This window comes from Nocardia sp. bgisy118, from assembly GCF_057708605.1.
In genome coordinates this window covers 365,524-387,364 of the sequence record NZ_JBYISM010000002.1, presented here as the reverse complement: position 1 = coordinate 387,364, position 21,841 = coordinate 365,524, and the positions used below count along the sequence as shown (strand labels likewise).

Annotated in this window: 26 protein-coding genes; 19 read left to right on the top strand and 7 right to left on the bottom strand. The window is 66.1% G+C overall.

What is annotated here, in order from left to right; genetic code table 11:
* Positions 1 to 25: 25 nt before the first annotated feature.
* Entirely contained in the window at positions 26 to 244 is a 219-nt protein-coding gene (locus AC3EO7_RS03990) for an MbtH family protein (RefSeq protein ID WP_431965233.1), read from the top strand.
* Positions 245 to 299: 55 nt separating this feature from the next.
* Here the strand turns inward: AC3EO7_RS03990 and AC3EO7_RS03985 are convergent, their stop codons facing one another.
* The gene (locus AC3EO7_RS03985) at positions 300 to 578 is read right to left on the bottom strand and encodes a hypothetical protein (protein WP_431965231.1); all 279 of its coding nucleotides are present in this window, start codon (positions 576 to 578) and stop codon (positions 300 to 302) included.
* A gap of 103 nt (positions 579 to 681) precedes the next feature.
* A complete protein-coding gene (locus AC3EO7_RS03980) occupies positions 682 to 2,064 on the bottom strand; it encodes a helix-turn-helix domain-containing protein (RefSeq protein WP_435590468.1) in 1,383 nt (460 codons plus the stop codon).
* A 255-nt stretch (positions 2,065 to 2,319) separates the two neighbouring features.
* Between AC3EO7_RS03980 and AC3EO7_RS03975 the strand changes: the two genes are divergently transcribed.
* The 5 genes from AC3EO7_RS03975 (at position 2,320) to AC3EO7_RS03955 (ending at position 5,544) form a co-directional block, all read left to right on the top strand.
* Positions 2,320 to 2,508: a hypothetical protein gene (locus AC3EO7_RS03975; RefSeq protein ID WP_431965227.1), complete on the top strand. Its 189-nt coding sequence runs from the start codon at positions 2,320 to 2,322 to the stop codon at positions 2,506 to 2,508.
* 492 nt (positions 2,509 to 3,000) lie between these two features.
* Positions 3,001 to 3,345, top strand: coding sequence for a WXG100 family type VII secretion target (locus AC3EO7_RS03970; protein WP_435590467.1), 345 nt, complete (start codon positions 3,001 to 3,003; stop codon positions 3,343 to 3,345).
* 1 nt (position 3,346) lies between these two features.
* On the top strand, positions 3,347 to 3,622 hold the full coding sequence (locus AC3EO7_RS03965) for a WXG100 family type VII secretion target (RefSeq protein WP_435590466.1): 276 nt from the start codon (positions 3,347 to 3,349) through the stop codon (positions 3,620 to 3,622).
* Positions 3,623 to 3,628: 6 nt separating this feature from the next.
* Complete coding sequence (locus AC3EO7_RS03960; RefSeq protein WP_435590465.1) at positions 3,629 to 4,924, top strand: putative toxin; 1,296 nt, start codon at positions 3,629 to 3,631, stop codon at positions 4,922 to 4,924.
* A complete protein-coding gene (locus AC3EO7_RS03955; RefSeq protein ID WP_435590464.1) occupies positions 4,921 to 5,544 on the top strand; it encodes a HEAT repeat domain-containing protein in 624 nt (207 codons plus the stop codon). The genes AC3EO7_RS03960 and AC3EO7_RS03955 overlap by 4 nt, the downstream gene beginning before the upstream one ends.
* 27 nt (positions 5,545 to 5,571) lie before the next feature.
* Here AC3EO7_RS03955 and AC3EO7_RS03950 read toward each other — a convergent pair whose 3' ends face one another.
* Positions 5,572 to 5,988: a hypothetical protein gene (locus AC3EO7_RS03950; protein ID WP_435590463.1), complete on the bottom strand. Its 417-nt coding sequence runs from the start codon at positions 5,986 to 5,988 to the stop codon at positions 5,572 to 5,574.
* Between the two features lie 763 nt (positions 5,989 to 6,751).
* On the opposite strand from AC3EO7_RS03950, the gene AC3EO7_RS03945 reads away from it, so the two are divergent.
* The 3 genes from AC3EO7_RS03945 (at position 6,752) to AC3EO7_RS03935 (ending at position 9,690) form a co-directional block, all read left to right on the top strand.
* Positions 6,752 to 7,816 carry a type IV toxin-antitoxin system AbiEi family antitoxin domain-containing protein gene (locus tag AC3EO7_RS03945; RefSeq protein ID WP_435590462.1) on the top strand — a complete coding sequence of 355 codons (1,065 nt, stop codon included), beginning with the start codon at positions 6,752 to 6,754 and terminating at the stop codon, positions 7,814 to 7,816.
* Positions 7,749 to 8,675 carry a nucleotidyl transferase AbiEii/AbiGii toxin family protein gene (locus tag AC3EO7_RS03940; protein WP_431965213.1) on the top strand — a complete coding sequence of 309 codons (927 nt, stop codon included), beginning with the start codon at positions 7,749 to 7,751 and terminating at the stop codon, positions 8,673 to 8,675. The genes AC3EO7_RS03945 and AC3EO7_RS03940 overlap by 68 nt, the downstream gene beginning before the upstream one ends.
* 328 nt (positions 8,676 to 9,003) lie before the next feature.
* Entirely contained in the window at positions 9,004 to 9,690 is a 687-nt protein-coding gene (locus AC3EO7_RS03935; protein ID WP_435590461.1) for a serine hydrolase domain-containing protein, read from the top strand.
* 7 nt (positions 9,691 to 9,697) lie between these two features.
* Here AC3EO7_RS03935 and AC3EO7_RS03930 read toward each other — a convergent pair whose 3' ends face one another.
* The 4 genes from AC3EO7_RS03930 to AC3EO7_RS03915 all read right to left on the bottom strand — a co-directional run bounded on the left by AC3EO7_RS03930 (position 9,698) and on the right by AC3EO7_RS03915 (position 12,285).
* Complete coding sequence (locus AC3EO7_RS03930; RefSeq protein ID WP_431965209.1) at positions 9,698 to 10,144, bottom strand: SRPBCC family protein; 447 nt, start codon at positions 10,142 to 10,144, stop codon at positions 9,698 to 9,700.
* Positions 10,145 to 10,153: 9 nt separating this feature from the next.
* The gene (locus AC3EO7_RS03925; protein ID WP_431965207.1) at positions 10,154 to 11,062 is read right to left on the bottom strand and encodes an oxygenase MpaB family protein; all 909 of its coding nucleotides are present in this window, start codon (positions 11,060 to 11,062) and stop codon (positions 10,154 to 10,156) included.
* Complete coding sequence (locus tag AC3EO7_RS03920; protein ID WP_431965205.1) at positions 11,059 to 11,220, bottom strand: hypothetical protein; 162 nt, start codon at positions 11,218 to 11,220, stop codon at positions 11,059 to 11,061. Before AC3EO7_RS03920 ends, AC3EO7_RS03925 begins: the two co-directional genes overlap by 4 nt.
* Positions 11,221 to 11,505: 285 nt before the next feature.
* Entirely contained in the window at positions 11,506 to 12,285 is a 780-nt protein-coding gene (locus AC3EO7_RS03915) for an oxygenase MpaB family protein (RefSeq protein ID WP_435590460.1), read from the bottom strand.
* A 245-nt stretch (positions 12,286 to 12,530) separates the two neighbouring features.
* On the opposite strand from AC3EO7_RS03915, the gene AC3EO7_RS03910 reads away from it, so the two are divergent.
* The 10 genes from AC3EO7_RS03910 to AC3EO7_RS03865 all read left to right on the top strand — a co-directional run bounded on the left by AC3EO7_RS03910 (position 12,531) and on the right by AC3EO7_RS03865 (position 21,841).
* Positions 12,531 to 12,755, top strand: coding sequence for a hypothetical protein (locus tag AC3EO7_RS03910; protein WP_431965201.1), 225 nt, complete (start codon positions 12,531 to 12,533; stop codon positions 12,753 to 12,755).
* Positions 12,755 to 12,943 carry a hypothetical protein gene (locus tag AC3EO7_RS03905; protein ID WP_431965405.1) on the top strand — a complete coding sequence of 63 codons (189 nt, stop codon included), beginning with the start codon at positions 12,755 to 12,757 and terminating at the stop codon, positions 12,941 to 12,943. The genes AC3EO7_RS03910 and AC3EO7_RS03905 overlap by 1 nt, the downstream gene beginning before the upstream one ends.
* A gap of 324 nt (positions 12,944 to 13,267) precedes the next feature.
* Entirely contained in the window at positions 13,268 to 14,140 is an 873-nt protein-coding gene (locus tag AC3EO7_RS03900; RefSeq protein WP_431965403.1) for an MlaE family ABC transporter permease, read from the top strand.
* 1 nt (position 14,141) lies between these two features.
* Complete coding sequence (locus AC3EO7_RS03895) at positions 14,142 to 15,005, top strand: ABC transporter permease (RefSeq protein ID WP_431965199.1); 864 nt, start codon at positions 14,142 to 14,144, stop codon at positions 15,003 to 15,005.
* An 8-nt stretch (positions 15,006 to 15,013) separates the two neighbouring features.
* Positions 15,014 to 16,423, top strand: coding sequence for an MlaD family protein (locus AC3EO7_RS03890; RefSeq protein ID WP_431965197.1), 1,410 nt, complete (start codon positions 15,014 to 15,016; stop codon positions 16,421 to 16,423).
* A 1-nt stretch (position 16,424) separates the two neighbouring features.
* Positions 16,425 to 17,447 carry an MlaD family protein gene (locus tag AC3EO7_RS03885; protein ID WP_435590459.1) on the top strand — a complete coding sequence of 341 codons (1,023 nt, stop codon included), beginning with the start codon at positions 16,425 to 16,427 and terminating at the stop codon, positions 17,445 to 17,447.
* Complete coding sequence (locus tag AC3EO7_RS03880; protein ID WP_431965193.1) at positions 17,447 to 18,457, top strand: MCE family protein; 1,011 nt, start codon at positions 17,447 to 17,449, stop codon at positions 18,455 to 18,457. Before AC3EO7_RS03885 ends, AC3EO7_RS03880 begins: the two co-directional genes overlap by 1 nt.
* Entirely contained in the window at positions 18,457 to 19,557 is a 1,101-nt protein-coding gene (locus AC3EO7_RS03875) for an MCE family protein (protein ID WP_435590458.1), read from the top strand. The genes AC3EO7_RS03880 and AC3EO7_RS03875 overlap by 1 nt, the downstream gene beginning before the upstream one ends.
* Positions 19,554 to 20,666 carry an MCE family protein gene (locus AC3EO7_RS03870; protein WP_435590457.1) on the top strand — a complete coding sequence of 371 codons (1,113 nt, stop codon included), beginning with the start codon at positions 19,554 to 19,556 and terminating at the stop codon, positions 20,664 to 20,666. Before AC3EO7_RS03875 ends, AC3EO7_RS03870 begins: the two co-directional genes overlap by 4 nt.
* On the top strand, positions 20,663 to 21,841 hold the full coding sequence (locus AC3EO7_RS03865; protein WP_431965187.1) for an MCE family protein: 1,179 nt from the start codon (positions 20,663 to 20,665) through the stop codon (positions 21,839 to 21,841). Before AC3EO7_RS03870 ends, AC3EO7_RS03865 begins: the two co-directional genes overlap by 4 nt.

Below are 21,841 nucleotides of genomic sequence, written 5' to 3'. Positions count from 1 at the left end.
CGACCCGCCTGACGAAAGGTGAACCATGACAAACCCGTTCGACGACGATGACGCCCAGTTCTATGTCCTCGTCAACGCCGAGGGCGAGCACTCGCTGTGGCCCGTCTTCGCCGCCGTGCCGACCGGCTGGACCATCGCCTACGGCGCGGCTGCGCGCAGCACGTGCCTGGAATACGTCGAGACCCACTGGACCGATATGCGCCCCAAGTCGCTGATCGCCGCCATGATGCCGAAGACCAACTGAATGCCGGGGCGCGCCGGTCCACATCCCTGCCGACCGGCGCGCCCCCTTGGCCGAATCAGGGTGCGTACGGCGCCAGGGCGGTGGCGATTCGCTGGAGATCAGCGAGATTCGTTGTGCCGTTGCCGGCGGCAAGATGTGCCGCCGCATCTCGCAGTGAACAGCCCAACAGCTCGCGGATCACGACAAGCTGGACGATGACGGACCAACCGGAATCGGCCAGCGCGCGTTCGGCGGCGTGCATGCCGCCCTTTGCCAGCGCGTCCCGCGCGGCCGCCAGCTCGTGAACGCAATGGTCGAGGAGCCGTGGATACAGTGTGTCGGCGTCGTCGACCACCGGTGCGAGGGCGATCGCGAAGCGCCAGACGTATTCGTCGTGGGCGTTGATCAGGTGGATGGGCTGTGGCGAACAGAGGGGACCGACAACAACCGCCCCGTGACTAGACGTCCACGCGTTGCGAGTCGATCACCGTCCTGGCCTGCTGCCGCCACTCGGACACCGCGCGGCTGCTCCCGTGTCGCAGCGTCGAGTCGAATCGTCTGGCGCGCTTGGTGACCGTCAGGCCGACATAGGTGTGCGCGTCGGTGATGGCGGCGGTGGCGACCGCGCAGGCCTCGTCCACCTCGCCGGAAGCCAGCAGCGCCGTCGCGTGTTCGAAACGCACCAGCGCGGGTTCCATAGTCTCGTTCGGGTCGTACAGTGCGATGGCCTGCGCCGCCGCGGCGGCCGTCTCGTCGGGCTTGCCGAGCCTGGCGTATCCGATGGCGCGGTAGAAGGCGAGCTTCTCCGGCCGGAACGAGAAGATGCCGATCGGCAGCTCTTCGGTACCGACGCTGCCCAGCGCACGCGCGGATTTGTCTATGCAGTGGGCGAATTGGCTTTCGTCGCCGAGATCGGCGTGCGCCCGTGCCGCCATGCCCCAGAGCCAGGCGGCGGCCGCGCCGGTCGCCGGATCTTCCGCGAGACGCGGGTCGAGCAGGCGCAGCACTTCCCTCGGCTTGTCGCTGTAGGTGGGCAGGTAGGCCAGACCGGCGAGGGCGATGTCCTCCGAGTAGCGATCGCCGATGTCCTGTGCCGCGTGGATCGCGGTGGTGTACCAGAGGCGGGCCTGGCCGAAATGACCTTCGTTGAACAAGATCTCGCCGACCACATTGGCCAGCCGGCCTGCGGTGCGCACCAGCCTGATCTGATGGTGGGTGGCCTGGCGCTCGCCGAGACACGCACGGACCGTGCGGAACTGGTCGAGAGTGCTCTGCAGCAGCTCGTGCGGCGGCACCCGGACGACCTGCTTGCCGAGTACGGAGGTGGATTGCTCCAGGACGCCCAGCCTGCGCTCGCTGATCGACCCGGCGTCCAGGGCCGCGAGCATCTTCTCCGGTTCACTTGCCAAAAGGTCGACCGCATGGCCCGCCAGACCTGCGCCGATGCAGGCCAGCAGTTCCCGCCTTCTCACGTCGTCATCCTCGACTTCCTTGTCGAGCCCGATCGGCGCGGACCGAACCTCGGTTCCGCCCCGCGCTGTTTCCCTACCGAGCTTGATTGTCCGATCGAGCGCCGCGCTCGCATCGTCGGTTGCGCGGCCCGCGTCGCGGCCCGCCGTGATCGCCCGCTCGAATCGCGTGACGACGACTGAATCGGCCTCGGACAGCACTCGATCGAGTAGCCGACGGCTTGCGGCGTGCATCCGGGTTGTCCGGCCGTTCTCCCACAAGACCACGGTGCGCGGGGTGACGCCCACCAAACGTGCGAACTCGTAACGACTCCGCTTCATCGCCGAGCGAAGGGCAAGTACGTCTTCGCCCGTCCAGTCGACCTCAACCATATGACCCGCTTCCTCGCATCAGGCCGATTCACTCGGAAATTACTCGCATTTACTGCATTCCGGGCTGTTATGTACCCAATCGCAACGCGCACTCTGTATTTCGCACCCGGCGCCAAGGTTGTGCCCAGACCTTTGGGAGCGTCCGCTCTCCGGAACCCGGCGCACGGTCCCGACGCGGCCTCGATCCAGCCGCCTCGAGCGCGGTTCCGCCGGCGCTCCCGGCGCCGGGTGCACTGAACTTCGCGGAGGTGAACGATGAACGTCCCGCACTTCGACCAGCGTGAGCTGTGGCTGGTCCAAAGCCGTGACTGCACACAGGAACCGCAGGTCCTGGACTACGATCGCGCCCGATTCATCCTGTCGGTGCACGCCGGGCACGGCAGCGGATGCCGCCAATACCTAGCCGCCTCCGCCTACTGCTTCCGGCGCACCGCGGACACATGATCCGATGTACTCCACACTGTCCATGCTGACCGGATGCGGTCTGGTTCTCTCCCTCATCGGCATCATCGGAACCTACGTCGGAGACACCCGAGCCACCGACGGACACCGCGCTCCCCCAGCCCCTTTCACGGTCGCCGAAGCCCACCGCGCAATGCAGCAACACCGCGGTTGCCGCGCAGATGCTTGCGCCCGCAAAGGAGCCGCCTTCCGCACCCTGGTCGCGGAGGGGCGTATCGTTCCCGACACGCGCGCCGACGGTTATTCGACATAGTTTCCGGCGATTTCTGCGAAGTATCCACAGAATTCCGGTCCGCGCCCGCGTGCTCCGAAGGCTCGCCGCCGAATACAGGGCCGACATCACCGAGCCTGCGCTTGGGCCGTCGGCGTCGAAGCCTTTGATGCTCTGGCACATCGACACCACGATCGACCCGTGGGAGCATGACAACATCGTGCTCGACACGTGTTGCGATCGTGAGTGGCAGGGGAGGAACCGTGAGCGAATCGCCCTCGGGCGGTGAGCTATTCACCGTAACGCCGCCGGAACTAGTGCAAGCCGCGAAGGCCGTGAAGAATCTGTTGGACAGTCTGACGTCCGGATTCAGATCCCTCGATGCCGACGTGGAATCGCTGACCGCTACGTGGAAAGGTCGCCAAGGTGACCTGTTTGCGGAAGGCTACGACGAAGTCCGTCAAGGGTTGGCCGACCTGCTCGATGCCATAGGCGACACAACCGTGGCGTTGAACGCCAGCGCCGAGGCGTATCTGGCCCAGCAGCAGGCAAATGTGACCGCCATCGAATCGGTGGCCTCATCGCTGGATCTGCCCGATGCGTCATAGCGTGAATCTGGAGCTGCTCGACTCGGTGATCGCCCGGATGAAGGGCTTCGAAGGGTTTTTCGACGAGCAGATCACCGCCTTCGACAGCGCCGTCGCCAAGCTGCAGGGCGTGTGGGAGGGTGAGGCGGCCACCGCGCAGCAAGAAGCCCACCAGCGGATGATGGACGCCGCCAAGGACATCCACGATGGCATTCAGGACATGCGCCGGGCGGCACAGGCCGCACACGGCCGTTACAGTGCTGCGATCGCCGCGAACCTGGAGATGTGGCGGGGCTGAGCCGGCGTGTCGGAACTGGATGTCGATCCTGAACTGTTCTACGAGCTGGCCGGCGAGTACAGCCGGGCCAGCACCGCAGCCTCCGCGGCGCTGCGCAAGATGGACGCCGAGATACGTGTCGAGAACATGAGTGGGGGAGATCCCGGCGGCAAAGAATGGGGCGCAGACTATTTCAGGTCCGGCATCGAAGCGGTGGTCACCGCGAGCATGGCCACCGATGTGCTGGTGCGGATGGCCGCGCTGATTCGGCAGAGCGGGGTGAACCACGATCAGTCCGAGAACGCTGAGGAGTACAACAAACCCGGCGGCGCGCTGCCGGACGCCGACCCGGGCGGGCAATCGTTCACAGCCAAGCCTTTGAAGAACCCCGCAGGCGGTAACCGCGAAGAGCCGTTCGGCTGGCCGTTGGTCATGGGTTCGGTCGTGTGGATCAACGGCGACACCGTCAAACTGCAGCAGGTGGCCGCGAGCTGGCTGAACACCGCCAGCGTCTACAGTGCGCTGGATGCCGAGATCCGCGCGAAGATGAAGAAGCTGCTCGGCTCGACGGCGCCGGAGATTCCCGATATCGATCAGACGAACAAGACCGTTCTGGACGCGATCGATCTACTCGCTGATGCGTTGCGGCAGCAGAGTGGCGCCACCAGTGGCTACGCCGATCTGCTTGCTGCGGCGCAGGGAGGTATCGAGCGCGAGATGGCGTTGCAGACGGTCACGCAAGCGATCAACACCATCAACGCCGCCACCATCGGCAAGCCGATCGAACCAGCGATCCGGAAGGCCGCCGAGATCGAGCTCGACTACAGCCGCACCAGAATCCAGCAGATCCTCGATGGGCTGACCGAATCGCGCAAGCTGTCCCAAACCGTGTTCGCCTCGGTGTCGGCCACAGTGGTCAGCAGCGTGAACACCAAGTTCAAGCCTGTTCTCGACCGCCAACTGAAACGGCCGCCCGAACCGACTCAGGCTGACAGGGCTCGGGAGAACCGGCTCAAAGGGGCCAAAGCCGAGGCCCGTGTCGGTATCGACCCCACTGAGCCGAAGGAGTCGATCCCGTCCGCGTCTGGAACCGCGCGGCGTCGGATACCGGATGAACTCGACCACGCCAACATGCGTTTGACCGAGGTCAAGAACGTCCAACGCCAGGAATACACCGATCAGATCAAGGACTTTGTCGCCTACAGTCAATCCAGCGGCTATGAGTTCGTGCTGGTTACCGACACCAATACCCAGCTGGCGCCGGAGATCGAAGACTTGATCAGACAGGGGAAGATCAAACACGTGAAGATGGATTTCGAATGACTGCCAACGACGACGCCGCTGCGTCCAAGCTGCTCGAGGAGTACCGGCTGGCTGGAGGCTACGCACAAATCGTCCCCGAGATATCGAAGTCGGTCGACGTCTCCCCCCAGGTGATCGCTGTGCTGTCCCAGTGGCTGACCGAGCTGGAAACACGCTGGCCCGGCCTGGAAACCAAAGGCCGCGAGCTGACTCGGCTGACATTGGCGAATGCGCTGGGACGTAAGGAGGCGCGCAAGTCAGCTGCGGTCCCCGCGCTGATCTCGCAGTTCGACACCGCCAAGACCACCAGTTCGCGTGCGCGTTGGGCAGCTGGCAATGCGCTCTACGACATCCCTGCCGGGGTCGAGTACTTCGACCAGCTGGCGGCTATCGCAACGAATCGCGAATTCGGCGACGCCCGCCAGATGGTCGTCTCCTGGCTGGCCAAGTCGCGCCACCCCGACGCGGTGGCGGTTGCGCTGTCCCAACTCGATGACGAAGCCGTCCAGGGCCATGCTCTGGAAGTACTGTCGAAGCTACGCGCGCAAGGCGTTCGCGACCGAGTGGAGCCATTCTTGACCTCGAAGAACAAGTGGCACAAGCGCTCTGCCGAACGCATCCTGCGTTACGACGAGAGCTGACCTGCCCCGGCGCGGCCACCGCAACGGCTACTGCCAGATGCGCCGCTGAGCCGAGAACGCCTCCAGCCCAACGGCAATTACCTCACCGTGCTCGACCCGATACTGCTCCAACACGCTCAATGCGGTTCCTTCGGCGTGTTCGAGATGCACCTCGATCCCGTCACCTCCAGTTCCGGGCAACCGGACGTCCACGACCAAAGCCGCCGCACGGATCTCCGCACGCATCCCAACCACCGCCCGCACGTTGAGCTCCTGCGCATGGCGTGCAGACCCCGTCCCTGCCGCGACGATCTCGGTCCCACCCGAACGGTTCACCACCAGGGCAAACGGATAGAACTCGCCCCGCTCCGACAGCCGCTGCTCCGCCATGGTCAACGCCGTATCCAGCAGCCCGTCGAGATCGCCCTGAGCCGCCTCCGACGCGGTATCCCGCCACGAGACCAATCTGCTCCACTCCCCTCACAGCCATCCGACCGCCCGAAACGCTACCGCACTCCGAGCTTCGAGCCTCGCCCGTACACTCGCGGTGCGATGCCCACAGGACCGAGGGAGCACGGCAGTCACAAGAGCGCCACGTTCAGACGCCCGTTCCCGCTGCTGCGCCCGGCGTCGACATCGCCAGCCGACGCTATTCGCGACAATGACTGGACGGCACTGCTGGCCAGACACGCGGACCACGGGCCGCGCTGCAAGCAGTATCTGGCTGCGCTGGCACGCGTCTCGACGGTCCTCGGCGAATGACCGTGTCGGGGAACTGCGTTCGAGCTGCCGGGTAGGGCGACCGGCCAACGCTTCCACTGTGGCGGGAACTGTCCACGGCGTTTCGCGGTGCGACCGGACATCGACCGGGTGATCATCTTGTCTTGCACTGGGCGCATGCGCTGGCAGAACCTCATCGCACGCGAATCATCGACCTATCCGTGTGCGTTCACATCGATGCGCGCCGCGCCGAGCTGCGAGTGCTGATCGACCAGTGGGTGATGGTTCAACTCCAACCGCGGTCGTTGGTCCGTCGCGACTAGCCGATCGACACCTATTTGCCGGGCTGCTGCGCGGCGCGGTGTCACATCGACACCGCGATCGACCTGGCGAGCGGGGCATAGCGGATCTGTCGATACTATTGCCACTATCGTCAAAAATATCATAGCAGTTGTCATTTATAGGCAGAGACGTATAGAAGCGCCGAGTCGTATGCTATTTTCGATGTATGAGCAGGGAGGAACGACTCCTAGATCTGGCTGACCTAGCTGGGTCGCAGTGGGGTCTGTTCACCTCCATGCAGGCTGGTGACCTGGGCTTCAGTGCTCAGCAGCTCAAGCGTCTCGCTGATGCGGAACTGATCACCCGGCTCCGGCAAGGGGTGTATCGGCTGACCGGCGCGCCAGAGGCTCCGCAGGACCCCATTCGGGCTGAGTGGCTGGCACTGGAACCCAAGCGGCTGGCCGCCGACCGCTTGGCCGATGCGGTGCCTGTAGGGGTGGTGTCCCACCGTTCGGCGGCACGCTTGCAGGACCTCGGCGACATCGACGCCGACTTTCACGAATTCACCGTGCCGAAGCGGCGGAGTACCCGCAGCCCGGATGTGAAGTTCCATGTCCGGGAACTGGGGCACGAAGACTGGCACTTGGTGGCCGGCCTACCGGTGACCCGACCATTGCGCACCACCGTGGATCTCGCCGCAGCACGAACCGACGGCGGGCATCTGGCCTCGATCGTCCGCGACGCCATCCTCACCGAAGACACCACCCGTGACGAACTCGCCGCCGCGCTGCGCCCGTACGCCCACTACTACGGCATGCCGATCGGCGCTGGGGACGAGCTCGTCCGCAACTTCATCGGTCAAGCGGGCGTCCCCGAATCAGCCAAGGCCCTGACGCGAAGCGACCGCGGCGTGGACTGGGTGCTTGTCAACCCCGAGACAAATCGGCCAATTGCCATGCAATCCAAGTTCTTCGAGCGTCGACCGTTCAAGTTCGCTCTGAATGAGCTCGAGCGTCGGCTCGATGATCCCGCCCTCGCCGAGGCGTTGCTCACCGCCCTACGCGGCTCTGCGGTCGACGCGAGCCGTATGTCGGCCGCCCTCGGTAATGTCGTCGCGCACAACAGGTGGACAGCGGACAACGAGTCCGTCGTCCGTGCGCTACTGGAGACGATTGCTCGGTCGGTTCGAGCCGAGCGCAACAACGACGAGGGCGGGGGCGGGGATGACGGTGACACGGAAGTACCCGAGCGACCGGGGGTTTCAAGCCGCGATCAATCAGCGGATCAGTGAGCGGGCACGCAGTATCAAGCGTCCCACCGAGGAGTTGCGGCGCGAGTTCTACATGCAGCGGATGCTGGCCAGAGTGTTCGCCGATCCCGCCGCGCCCTGGATCCTCAAAGGCGGAACATCGCTGCTGGTTCGTATTCCAGGCGCCCGTCACAGTCAGGACGTCGACTTATTGCACCTGAAAGCCGATCTGGACCAGGCATTCGGCGAACTCCGCGACCTCGTAGTCGCACCCAGTCCGCTGGACCGGCTGACCTTCGACCTGAAGGTCAAGAAGCAGAACGTGAACGAGGGCGGCACCTCGGTGTGGCAACTCCAGGCAACGCCTCGCCTCGGCACGACAGAGCTCCAGCACTTCCCCATCGATCTGACCGCGGGCAAGCAGCTCATCGGTCGGATCGACCGGATCGCTCCGACGCCGACCATCGAGATCCCCGACGTCCTGCCGCCGCCGGAATTCGCCTGCTACCCGCTGGTCGACCAGATCGCCGACAAACTCGCCGCCATGTACGAGTACCACGGCGAAGAGCGTCAGCCCTCGACGAGATGGCGCGATCTGGCCGACCTGCTGCTGATCATCGGCACCTCCAGCTTCGACGCCACTTCGATCCAGCTCGCCCTGCAACACCAACGACAGCACCGGCCCGCGCTGGAACTGCCCACCGCGATCCATTCGCCCGGCCCGCGTTGGAAGGCTTCCTACCGCGACATCGCGGTGAAGATCAGCCGACTCCCGGCGGAACTGCACCACCTGGATGCCGCGCTGGACTTCCTCGGGCAGTGCATGAACCCAATCCTGGACGGCACCATGGCGATCGGGACCTGGAACCCCTCGGCCCTCCGCTGGGATGAAGGCACGTAACAGTGTCGTTGGGTCCGTTCGCTCTCCAGCGAGTGCGATAGCCGGGGTTGGTCGGGGAGCCTCCGCCGTCGCACATGCGGAAGGCCCACCGGGCGATGGGTCACTTCATACACCCGCGGAGTCGGCAGTCAGGCACGAAAACCGCCCCCGGCTCGGGGGAATATCGGGGTCGTCCCGGATGTGCGGGAACCCCTCCCTGCCTACCGTCGAGGTATGCGCCTGACACCGATCCTCGCGGCCGTTTCCGCGGTGGCCCTGCTCGCCGCGGGCTGCGCGAACGACACCGAGACCGGGTCGCAGGGGTGTCTCGGATGCTCGGCTGCACGCCGTGCAGGAGGACATCGATAGGGCGGTCGGGGCGGGCGTCACGGGGGCGATCGCCACGGTCACCGAGAACGGTGCGACCGAGGTCCGCACCGCTGGAGTGGCCGACCTCCGAACCTCCGCGCCGATTCCCGCGCAACCTCCGCAGCGCACCCGTGTCGGCAGTGTCACCAAGTCGTTCACCAGCGCGCTGGTGCTGCAACTGGTCGCGGAGGGGAAGGTCCGTCTCGACGAGCCGATCGCCGACACCTACCTGCCCGCCCCCGGCGAACGCGATATCCGCGGGCCGCACCCGGCGGGCTACGCCACTTCGGACGGTGTCGTCACGGACGTCTCGCGCATCGAACCGTCCATCCCGTGGGCGGCGGGCGCACTGGTGTCCTCGGGCGCGGATCTGAATCACTTCTACGGCGCGCTGCTGGCGGGTCGGGTGCTGGCCGCCGCCGAGCTCGAGCAGATTCGCGCCGGGGTGCCCATCGATCCGGAGTCCGGAATGGTCTACGGCCTAGGGCTCGGCTCGATGCGACTGTCGTGCGGCGCGGAGTACGTCGGGCACAACGGCGCAATTCACGGCTATTACACGCTGTCCGGCGCGACCGTCGACGGCCGCGCGGTCACCGTCGCGATGACGAAGGCGCCCGAGACCGAACCCGACCTGATCGGCATGCTGGAACACGCGCTGTGCCCGTGACACTGGCTCAACGGAGTCCGAGCAGCTCGCGCTCCGCGCAGTTCAGCGTCTTCTGGAACCCACCGGCCACCACGGGAACCATGGCGAGCGTGCACAGCCCGGCCAGGATCGGCGAAGCCACCTCGAACCGCGAAAACCACCGCACCCGGGTGCCTTCGGGCACCGAACGGAATGCCATGAACCCCTCGTCGTGCCGCAGCGGCGGCGTGGACCTGGTGATCCGGTACCGCATCAGCGTCGGCGGGCGGTACTCGACGATCTCCTCGGTCAATCGCAGCAGCGGCGTGACGACCACCCGGACAGCGCCGCGGCCGTGGCAGTGCACATCGCCGGGGCGCACCAGGGTGACCCGCCGGACCAGCGAGATCCGGCGGTAATTCGTTGCGTCGGTGAGCCATTCGAAGACGTCGGCGACCGGCGCCGGAATGGTCCGCTCGATGTCGACGGTGCGCACGCAGGCACCTCAGACGAGGTTCTTCTCTGTGCGGATCCTGCGGCGCAGGTCGGCCATCAGCGCGAGGCTGCCGCCGTGCCGCAGGAACCGGGGAATGAACCGGTTGACGAACCCGACGAATACGAACAGGTGCTCGAAGCGGCGCTGATCGGCCGCGGTCCACTCCAGCCGCATCTGGTCGCGGAAATACGGCGCGAGGAAGCCGATCGTCAAGAACTTCAACAAGTTCCGGAACGGCAGCCGCAGATACCAGTGGATCATGCGCAGGTTCAGTAGATCGTCGATGTAGGAGCGCACGTAGTCGTCGAGGACGGCTTGGTGGCACGCCTCGTTCCAGTAGACGTCGAACTCGGCGCGCGTCTTGGGCCACATGTCCTCGGTGACCTGCAACGTGGTGCCGAGCGTCGAGGACGAGGCGTAGAAGGCCTCGGCCTGCTCGTCGTTCATCCTGCCTTGCAGCAGCTGGTAGGTGTCCTCGAAACCGATGTACAGGCATGCGGCGACCCACAATTGGAGATTGCGGTCGAAGGCGTTGTACTTCACCGCGGCGCCTGGCTCGGACCGCACGTGGCGGTGCACCGCGTTCACCGCCTCGCGGTAGGCCATGCGCTCCTCGTCGGTGCCGAGGATGGCCACCGCCAGATACTGGGTGGTGGTGCGGGCCCGCTTCCACGGGTGCTTCATGAGCGCGCCGCTTTCCACCTTGCTCTCCGCGACGCCGTAACCGACACCGGGCCTGGCCATTTGCATCGCGACGTTGGCCGCGGCGCCCGCGAAGGACCAGAAGTCCAGGGCGTCGGACAGTTTGATCGGCCGCTTGGTGATCGGGCGGTGCGCGGAGCTGATGGGGATGCGCGTCTGCTCCTTGGTCAGTGGCGCCGGTTCGTTCTCGTAGGAGGGCTGAGCGACCGCGGTCATGGGAGTCCTTCCGTTGTCTTCCTGAGGGGCCGGGCCAGGCGCGCGAGCAGCGCCACCGTGAATTGCCCGGCGCCGAACAGGAATCCGGCGAGGAACAGCCAGCCGAGGAACTCGAAAACTGTCATCTCCACGCTGAGAATCCTGTTGAGTGCTTTCATCGTTCGACCTCCCGGAGGTCGATGCGGAGCCGGTGCGCCCGCGCTCGCCTGCGGCGAGATCCGCTGCCACCGTGGCGCGCTGTGCGCGGGCGGCCGGGCAGGGGGAAACGAGGAACCGAGAGTCGTCACCGCGACCGGGTTGCTCGTCATCGAACGTCTCCTGCTCCGGGGCGAGATCACCCCTCCGTCGATTATGTTACCGATAATTCTGCATGGCAAGTGCAGCTGATGTCCTGGTTTTCCCCTGTTTCCTTCGGTATCCATCTAGAAAAGTGTGGCGGGGTTCTAGAGGGGATTGCGAGCCTGACGGGCATACCGCAGCCGCGGCGGGCGCAGTGCGGAGCCGATCCGGACCGCGCGGGCGTAGACCGCGAAGGCGGCCGCGTCGCCGGGGCGAAGCGGCGCGTCGAGTAGTTCTCTGGCGCGCTCGTGCAGCAGCGCGCGAACGGCGAAGCCGGGCAGCCTGCGCGGCGTCCACGCGTCGGGGCGCAGCACCTGATCGCGCAGCGCCAGCGTGTCGGCTCCCGGCGGCGGCAGGGCCGCGCACGCGTCGGCGAAATACCGGGTGAACTCGGTCCAGGTGGCCGGCGCGTGCCGGTCCGAGATGCCGTAGCGGCCATACCATGCGTGGCACTCCGCGTAGAGCTGCTCGCGCCGCGCGGGCGTCAGCCCGCCGGAGAAGGTGTCGATGCTCGTCATGAGCGTGTCGACGTAGGTGGCGTGCTGGAAGAAGAAGAGCTCGGGATGGAGGGCGTGATAGCGACGGCCGAGGGCATCGGCGCCCTTGACGTGCTCGTGTCCGAAGCGGATGACCGAGCGCAGATCTCGGTCGCTGTAGGCGATGTTGATCATCCCGCCCACGGTGCGCCGCTTGTGCTCCCAGAGCCGGTTCGGCGCGTGGTCGCGGAGCGCGGCGGCGATCGCCGGGTGCAGCACCTGGAGTGCGACGGCGCGCGGCAGCGTCAGGGCGAAGCGTCGATCGCCGAGGTGGCGCCGCAGTACGTTGCTTGTGTCGAGCACCTGCGCCTCCCCTGTCTGCCGGGCGAGGCCATCGCCGTCGCTCATGAGAACGCTCGATAACTTATTCGCGCATCACCGGTCCGTCAATCGGTGCTTCATGGGACTACTCCCAGAGCAAGTTCCTGGGAATCTGTCCAAAATGCTTCCGCAATCCTGTGAATCGTGCGTAACATACGGGTCATGCCGGACCGGATGTACACGGTTGGGCGCCCCCGCGACGTCGCGATCTCCTTCGCTCTGCGCGGGTGCCGTCAGCGGGTTCGGCCGGTGCAGGAAAGGATGCGACGTACATGCTCAAGAAGCTGGATCGACTATTCAGCTACGAGATGAAGGTCTCCGAGTTCCTCGGAACTCTGATCATTCTCGGAATCCCCTACGGGCTCGTGGGAGTCGTCTGGACGCTGACCCATACGAGTCATCTACGCGATATGCACGGCATCGACGTGGTCATCTCGTTCCTCGGGTCGATCGTGTGCTGGCCGGTGCTCACCTTCTCGAATGTGTGCATGACCTGATGATGATCCTGGTGTGGCTCATCGACATCGTGGTGATCGGCGTCAAGATCCTCGGTGGGCGAATGAAAGTCAATCCGATCCTGCGTTACGGGCTGTGGCTCGCCGTGCTGAGCGCCGTCGTGGCCGGCGTCGCAGCGCTCGGCTACGGATTGGTGGCGTTGCAGCACTTCCTCAGCGAACCGGCCTGACCGGTCGGTGCGCGGACAGGTGCCCGGGAAATATGTGACTTCGTGGAAACTTGTTCGAGTTGGAAGTGTCTGATATAGGTGCGATAGGCGCCGATGAGCTCGGTATATTTGCAGGTCGACTGCTCGTTCAATGGTTCGGGCCACCCTCCACTATGAGACACATCGATCTAGTTGTGTCGAGAATTCCTATTCACATGTGACTTGTGTCGCGCGCCCGGGCTGTGCGACACTTCACACGCTCCGCGCCCTCGAGGGGGTCACCGTTACCGGTCGGCGAAGTGAGCGAGAAGAAGGCCGAGAAAGGACTCGGGCAGCGTGACAACCATCGAACGACCTCCGGGTCGGATCGAACCGGAGCAGCCTCCGGAGCGCACCGACCTGGAGCGAGCCGTCGACGATCTGAAGGGTCTGTGGCGGCGTCATCCGCAGCGATCGCTGGAAACCCTTGGCAGGCAAGTGATGCTGGGCCGCGACGCGGTGATCGAACTGTTCCGGGCGATCGCCGCCCGGCGTTTCCCGTATCACGAATTCATCAGGCAGTGCGCGTTCATGTCGAGCGTCTCCGCGGCGCCGACCGTGCTGGTCGCGATTCCGATCGCCGTCGTGGTCTCCCTTCAGGTGGGCGCGCTGGTCAACCAGGTCGGCGCGACGACGTTCATCGGCGCGGTCGCCGGACTCGGCATCATCCGCCAGGGTGCGCCGCTGGTCACCTCGCTGATGATCGCGGGCGCGGTCGGCTCGGCGATCTGCGCAGACCTCGGCTCGCGCACGATCCGCGAGGAGATCGACGCCATGATGGTGATGGGCGTGAATCCGGTGCGCCGCCTTGTCGCGCCACGCCTGGTGGCCGCGGTCCTGGTGAGCATGCTGCTGTGCGGGTTCATCGTGTTCGTCGGCTTCGCGACGGCCTACATGTTCAACGTCTACGCCCAGTCCGGGACTCCGGGTTCGTTCATCGGCTCGTTCGCGTCCTTCGCGGTGGCCAACGACCTCATCGTCGCGCTGGTGAAGGCGGCCATCTTCGGCGCGCTCACCGCGATCATCGCCTGTGACATCGGGCTGCACGCCAAGGGCGGCCCCGGCGGCGTGGCGAACGCGGTGAACTCGGCGGTCGTCACCTCGGCGCTGATGCTCTTCGCCACCAACATCATTCTCACCCAGCTGTACAACACGCTGTTCCCGACGAAGGTGATCTGAGGTGGGCACGAAGTACACCCCGCCCGCCCTGAGACCATTCCGGGCGGTCGGTACCGTCGCCGCCGTGCCCTATCGGGCGAATCAGCGGCTCGGCCACCAGGCCATCACGTTCTTCGAGGCGCTGGCCGCGATTCCCTTCGTGCTCAAGCACTATCGCAAGGAAGTGCTGCGACTGACGGCCGACGTCGGATGGGGCAACGGCTCGCTGGTCGTCGGCGGCGGCACCGTCGGCGTGGTGATCATCCTCTGCGCGTTCGGCGGCATCACCGTCGGCATGGAGTCGTTCACCGCGCTGAACCTGCTCACCATGGGCCCGCTGACCGGTGCGATCTCCGGCTTCGCCACCACGCGCGAGCTGGCGCCGATCCTGGCGACGCTGGCGTTCGCCATCCAGGCCGGGTGCCGGTTCACCGCGCAATTGGGTTCCATGCGGATCTCCGAGGAGATCGACGCGCTGGAATCCATTGCCATCCGCCCTCTTCCGTACCTGGTGAGCACCAGGATGATCGCCGCGACGCTGACCATCATCCCGCTGTACACAGTGGGTCTGGCCACGGCGTACCTGGCCACCAAGCTCTCGGTGCTCTTCCTCGGCGGCACCTCCGCGGGCACCTACGACCACTACTTCTTCCAATTCCTCATCGGGACCGATGTCTTCTTCTCGCTGCTCAAGGTCGTGGTCTTCGTGCTGCTCGCGACGTTCATCCAGTGCTACTACGGCTATGTCGCCTCGGGCGGGCCGGAGGGTGTCGGCGTCGCTGCCGGACAGGCCATCAAGATGGTGATCGTCGTGATGGTCTTCGCGAATCTGGTTCTGACGCTGGCTATCTGGGGCATCGACCCCGGTTTCCGGATCTCGGGATAGGGGCGGGCATGCTTCTCGATCCCAGTGGCCGCGGGCCGACCGCGCGTCAGCTCTCCCTGGCCGGCCTGGCAATGGTGACGGCCACCGCGCTGCTGCTCGGCCTGCTGATGCTGCGCTACAACGGCTATTTCGAAGACAAGGTCCGGGTGACCGCCGAGCTGACCAGCACCGGCGACGGTCTGCCCGAACGTGCCGACGTGAAGTTCCGCGGCATGGTGGTCGGCACCGTCGCGGGTGTCGAGGTGGTCGCCAAGGGAGAACGGCAGCGCGCCGAGATTCACCTGAAGCCCGCCGTCGCGCCGACGATTCCGGCGGCCGTCACGGCGAGGGTGGTGCCGAACAATCTGTTCGGCGTCACCGCGATCGAGCTGGTGGACAACGGCTCGGCGGGCGCGAAACTCGTCGCCGGAGCGGTGATTCCGGAGGACACCAGCACCTCGACCATGCAGTTGCAGACCACTCTGACCGTGCTGCGCGACGTGCTCGACAACATCCAGCCCGAAAAGCTCGGCCGGGTGCTGGCGACGCTTGCGGCGGCGCTCGATCCCAGTGCGCGCGTGCCGGGTTCGACGATCGAGCGGCTCGACCTCTGGGTCACCCAGATGCGCACCGTCCCCGGTGTCGGTGAACTGCTCGGTGATCTCGGCCGGGCGACCACGGAACTGAGCAAGTCGGCACCGGATCTGGTCGGCGTGCTGGCCGAGTCGGTGACGGCGGCCCGCACCTTCACCGAGCGCCGCGACAACCTCGTCGCGCTGCTCGCCAACGCGAGCAACACCATCGACTCCGTCAACTCGCTGTTCGCTCGAAACCCCGATGCGGCAAAGGACCTCGTCCCCGGACTAGACCAGCTGTTCGGCAGCCTGGCGCAGGACACACAGGCCATCCCGGACACCGCGCGCAACCTCAACGCGTCGCTGGAGAGGCTGGCCACGGTGTTCCACTTCGGGCCGAGCCGCCAGATGGTGTGGAAGATGGACGTCACCTTCACGCCCTTCCAGCAGTACACGGCCGAGGACTGCCCGGCCTACGGTTCGCTCACCGGTCCTCGCTGCGGTGGCCCGACGGTGCCGGAAGTCGCACCGGACCAGGAGTTTCCGGATCGGCTGCAACCGCGCTGGTTGGATGCCGCCGGTCCCCAGCCGACGCTCACGCTGCCGGGACTCCAAGCGGCGCCCGCCATCCCGGGCATTCCGGGTTTGCCCGCGATCCCGGGCCTGCCCGCCATTCCAGGAATCACCGCCCCCGGTGTGGCCACCCCGGCGGCGCGTCCGATCGCAGGCGGACGCGGGCACGCCGGTGTCGCCGCGATCGTCGGTGGGCAACCGACCGCCGCGCAGCTCCTGCTGCTGACGCCGCTGCTGGCAGGCGGGACGGTGACCGTGTACGACACCGCACCGGCGGAAGGGGGCAACTGAGATGAAATCCGGAAAGGCCCTCGCGGGCTTCAGTCTTTTCGCGGTGCTTGCCATCGCGCTGACCTACACGATCTGGTCGACCTTGCAGCGCTCGGTGCCCGGCGACACGCACACCTACTCCGCGACTTTCTCCGACGTGATGGGCGTGCGGGTCGGCGACGACGTCCGCATGGCGGGCGTGCGGGTCGGCCGGGTCGATCGGATCGATTTCGACGACGACTACAAGGCCGTCATCGATTTCCGCATCCAGGACAGGCAGCGGCTGACCACAACGACCAAAGCCCTTGTGCGATATCAGAATCTCATCGGCCAGCGCTATATCGCGCTCGTACCGGGCAAGGAGGAGGGCGACCCGCTGCGTCCGGGCGGTCACATCTCGTTGGCGAACACCGAGCCGTCCTTCGACGTCTCGGCGCTGCTCTCCGGTTTCGAGCCGCTGTTCAGCGTGTTGCAGCCCGATCAGGTGAACTCGCTGTCGGAGACGCTGATTCAGGCGTTGCAGGGCGACGGCGTCTCGCTGAGCACGCTGATCACCCAGGCCGCCGATCTGGCAGGCACCTTCGGCCAGCGCGACCGCATCCTCGGCGACGTGATCACCAACCTGAGCAGCGTGATCAGCGGATTGGCGCACCGCTCGAGCGAATTGGAGACCCTCATCGTCCAGTCGAGGGCCCTGGTCGAGGCGCTCTACGCGGAAGGCGAGTCGCTGAAGCAGTCCGTCGATCTGGTGGCCGAGTCCACCGATTCGCTGGTCTCGCTGATCGTTCAGGTGCAGCCCGACCTGGCCAGGGCGCAGTACGACGCGACCACCGGCATCGCCATGCTGCTGCTCAACGGCGCCGCGCTGGACAAGGCCGCAGTGCAGTTCCCCAACTTGCTCAACGCGCTGGCTCGCTTCACCAGCTACGGCACGTACGGCAACGCCTACATCTGCCGGTTGGACGTCTCGCTGTGGGGCGTGCTGCTCCCGCCGGGGCTGTTCTCGCAGGTCGGCGGTAATTCTCAGTCGGAGGTGTGCCGGTGATGACGCGGATTCGGTTGCCGAGGTATTCGAAGAACCGCTACCTCTGGCTCGGCGTGATCGCGGCGGGCTTCGTGGCGTTGCTGCTGGTCGGTTCGAGCGTGGTGTCCGAGGCGCGGCTGGCGGACAAGACGATCAAGGCCGAGTTCGCCCAGGCGGCGGGGCTGCGGCCGGGGGCGACTGTCGACGTCTCCGGCATCGAGGTCGGCCAGGTCCGCGCGGTCCGGCTGGCGGGCGACAAGGTGGTGGTGGATCTGCGGGTGCGCCGCGACCTGCGGCTCGGGCCGAACGCGCGGGCAGCCATCAAGATGTCGACGATCCTGGGCAGGCTGCACGTCGAGCTCACACCCGGGGATGGAAAGGGCCTGCCGGACAATGTCATCCGGCTGTCGAACACTTCGGTGCCGTACAACCTCGGCAAGGTGATCCAGGACCCGCAGTACAAGTCGTCCTTCGAACGGATCGAGCGCATCGACCCAGGCAAGCTGCGCCAGGCGCTGGACGTGCTCGACCAGCAGATGGGCGACTCGCCGCAGCTGACCGTCGCCGCGCTGGACAGCATCGGCGCGCTGGCCAAGGTGATCAACGATCGTCGCGACGAGGTCGACACGCTGCTGAAGAGCATGGATCAGGTGTCGCAGCTGGTCGCGGACAACCAGAACAGCGTGCTGCTGCTGCTCACCCGCGGCGAGGCGATCGGCAACGCGGTGGCGTTGCGGCAGGACCTGCTGCGGCAACTGCTCGACAACGTCGCGGCGCTGTCGGCCCTGTTGCAGGAGATGGGCGTCGAGAACAACGACCAGCTCGGCCCGCTCATCCAGAACCTGAACACCATGACCGAGGGTCTGGAGAAGAACCGGGAGAACCTGGACCGGCTGTACGAGATCATGCCGGTCGCCATGCGGCAGTTCAACAACGCGCTCGGCAACGGGCCGTACGGCGAGGTCTGGGCGCCGTGGATCTTCCCGGACAACTGGCTTTGTTTCGCACAAGCGGTACCGGGGTGCAACTGATGAGGATTCGTGCGGTCTTGAAACTGGTCTCGGTGTGCGTCGCCGCGGCCGTGGGCAGCGGCTGTTCGCTGCTGCCCGAGAGCGTGAGTTCGCTGCCCGACCAGTATCTCGGCGAACATCTGCGGATCAGCGCCGATTTCGAGAACGTCGCCGGGCTCTACGCGGGCAACGAGGTGGCCGTCCTCGGCGTTCCGGTCGGCCGGGTCGACACGGTCACCGCGCGCGGCAGCTACGTCGAGGTCACCATGTCCATCGACAAGAGCGTGAAGGTGCCCGCCGACGCCATCGCGGCGCTGGTCTCGCCGCAGCTGATCACGAATCGGCACGTGGAGCTGGCCCCCGCCTACACCGGTGACGGACCGACGCTCGCCGACGGTGCGCACATCCCGCTCGCCCGCACCAGGACGCCGGTCGAATTGGACCGGATCCTGGAGAATTTCGACCAGCTGGGCGCGGCGTTGAAGGGCGACAGCGAGAACGGGCCGATGGCAAGCCGGGTACTGTTCCCGCTGCTCGACGGCAACGGCGACCGGCTGCGGGAGACGCTGGACGCGCTCTCCTCGGCCTTCGAGGTGACCTTCGCCAACGGGGACCAGATCGCCAACACCATCATCAAGCTGAACGAGATCACCCAGGTGATCGCGTCCAACGACCAGACGGTGCGCGACTTCAGCGGCAGGCTCACCGAATTGGTGCAGCTGATGGGCGAGCAGTCGCCCGGCCTGCACGCGGTGCTCACCCAGCTCAACGATTTCGTGAACAACACCGCGACGGTGGTCGGCCAGAATCGGGATCAGCTGGCGGGCGCGCTGACCCGCTTCGTGGCGATCACCGAGCAGATGCGCGTCAACGCGCGTCAGCTCACCGAAATCGTCGACGTCACACCGCTGTTCTTCCAGAACATCACCAACTCGATGAGCCGCGAGCACGGCGCCGTACGACTGCACGGCCTGCTGGACAAGATCGTGCTGGACGGCGAGGCGCTCGCGCTGTTCTGCGAGCGGATTCAGCTGCGGCTCGACGGTTGCCGGACCGGGAAGATTCAGGACATGGGACCGGATTTCGGTCTCACCGCCGCACTGCTGGGGATCGCGAAATGAGGACGAAGGCGGTGCTGCGACGCACCCTCGCGGCCGGGCTGGTGGCCGCGAGCATCGGCACGGCGACCGGATGCGCGGTGACCGTGGACAACGTCCCGCTGCCCCAGCCGGGCATCGGCGCACCCGGCTACAAGATCCACGCCGCGTTCCGCGACGCGCTCAATCTGCCCGATCGCGCGCACGTGAAGATCGGCGGCACCGACATCGGCGTTGTCACCGGCATCAGCACAACGAACTTCATCGCCGACGTGGAAATGGAGATCCGCGAGGACATCCGGCTGCCCCGCGGTACCACCGCGGAGCTGCGGCAGGCCACCCCGCTCGGCGACATCTTCGTCGCCATGACGCTGCCCGCCGCGCAGGACGGCGCGCAGATGCTGCGGCCAGGTGACACCATCGGCGCCGAGCACACCTCGGCGGGCGCCTCGGTGGAGCAGTTGATGGTCTCGATCTCCATGCTGCTCAACGGCGGCGGCCTCAATCAGGCCGCCAAGATCACCTCCGAGATGAATTCGATGTTCGTCGGGCGAGCACCGCAGCTCGCGCATCTGCTGACCGAATTGAGCAGCGCCATCGAGGCGCTCAACCGCAGGACCGCGGACATCGACAGCGTGCTGTCCGGCGTCAACGTGCTCACCGGCGAATTGGCCGCGCGCAAAGCCGAACTCGGCGAGGCCGCCGACACCTTCCCCGCGCTGCTCGGCCTGTTCGCCGAGAACAACAGGGACATCTCGGCATTGATCGGCAAGGTGTCGGTGACCATGTCCGCGCTCGGCGATTTCACCGAGACCACCGGCCCCGAGTTCGTGAGCCTGTTCGACAGCATCCAGCGCCTGATGTCCGGATTCACCCAGATGGGCGACGAACTCGGCCAAGCGTTGGAGCGCTTCGATCAGCTGTACCCGTCGATCATGGCCTCCTTCGACGGTCCGAATCTGTCGGTCGCGGCGACGGTTTCCTACCTGAGCGTGGGCGCGCTGACCGATCCGCGGGGCAGCCGTTGGCCGGAGGTCGGTGACGTGCCCGCCTTCATCGGCAGCCTCGCGCAGGTCATCGAGAAGGTGATCGGCAGGCTGACCAGCCCGCCGCGCACGGAGGGCGGCCGATGAACATCCCACTCTGGAATTACCTGGTCCGCAAGCGGATCGCGGTCGCCAACATCGGCCTCGTGCTCGTGCTGATCCTCGGCTCGGCGTATCTGGGCGCGCAGGTGCTGCGCTTCAACCCGCTGCCGAACACCTACCTCGTCACCGTGGAATTGCAGACCTCGGGCGGATTGCTGGCCAACAACGACGTCACCTTCCGCGGCACCAGGGTCGGGCGGGTGCGCGAGGTGAGGGTCGCCGACATCGGGATCGCGGCCGTCGCCGAAATCCATTCCGCAGCACGCATTCCCGTGGGCGGTACCGTCGCCGTCGGTCGCCTGTCCGCGGCGGGGGAGCAATACTTGGATTTCCGGCCCGACTCCGACACCGGCCCGTACCTCGCCGATGGCGATGTGGTGGCGATGTCCCAGACCAAGGCCCCGGTCTCGGTGCAGTCCGTGCTCGCGAACGTGAGCGGCATGATCGGCGGCATGAACCCGCAGCGGCTCACCGTCATCATCGACGAGCTGGACAAGGCGCTCGCGGGCGGCCCGGATCGGTTGCGCAACATGATCTCCGGCATCAGCAGGGCCATGGCGGGCCTCACCGATCTGCTGCCGCAGACCAGGCAGTTGATCGAGAACCTCGAGATCATCGCGGAGACCACCTCGCACGCCCAGCCCGATCTGACGACACTGACCACCGGCGCGGGCGCGCTGTTCGAGCAGCTGACCGCCGCCGATCAGGAGGTCAGGCGCTTCCTCGACCTCGCACCGGGTCAGCTGGCGACGCTGGGCGGCTTCGTCACCGAGACCGAGGACCCCGTGACCAATCTGGTGACGAACTTCGTGGCCATCACCAAATCAGCGAAGCTGCGCCAGCCCGCCATCGCGGCGCTGTTCCCCGCGCTGCGCGAAGGCACCGAGGCGATCGGCATCCCCGCGCACGACGGCGCCTTCCACACCCTCGTAGACCCGTGGCCGCGGCCGACCTGCGACTACGAGACCATCCCCGTCGTCCCGACGCTGGCCACCACCGACACCAGGGTGCGGCTCTACAACTACTGCGTCACGAACAACCCGGCACTCCAGGTGCGCGGTTCGGCGAACGCGCCGCGGCCCAATGTGCCCGACAACGGGTCCGGCCCGCCGCCTGGCGTGACCGGCAACGAATTGTCCCGTCCCGTTCCCGGGCGATAG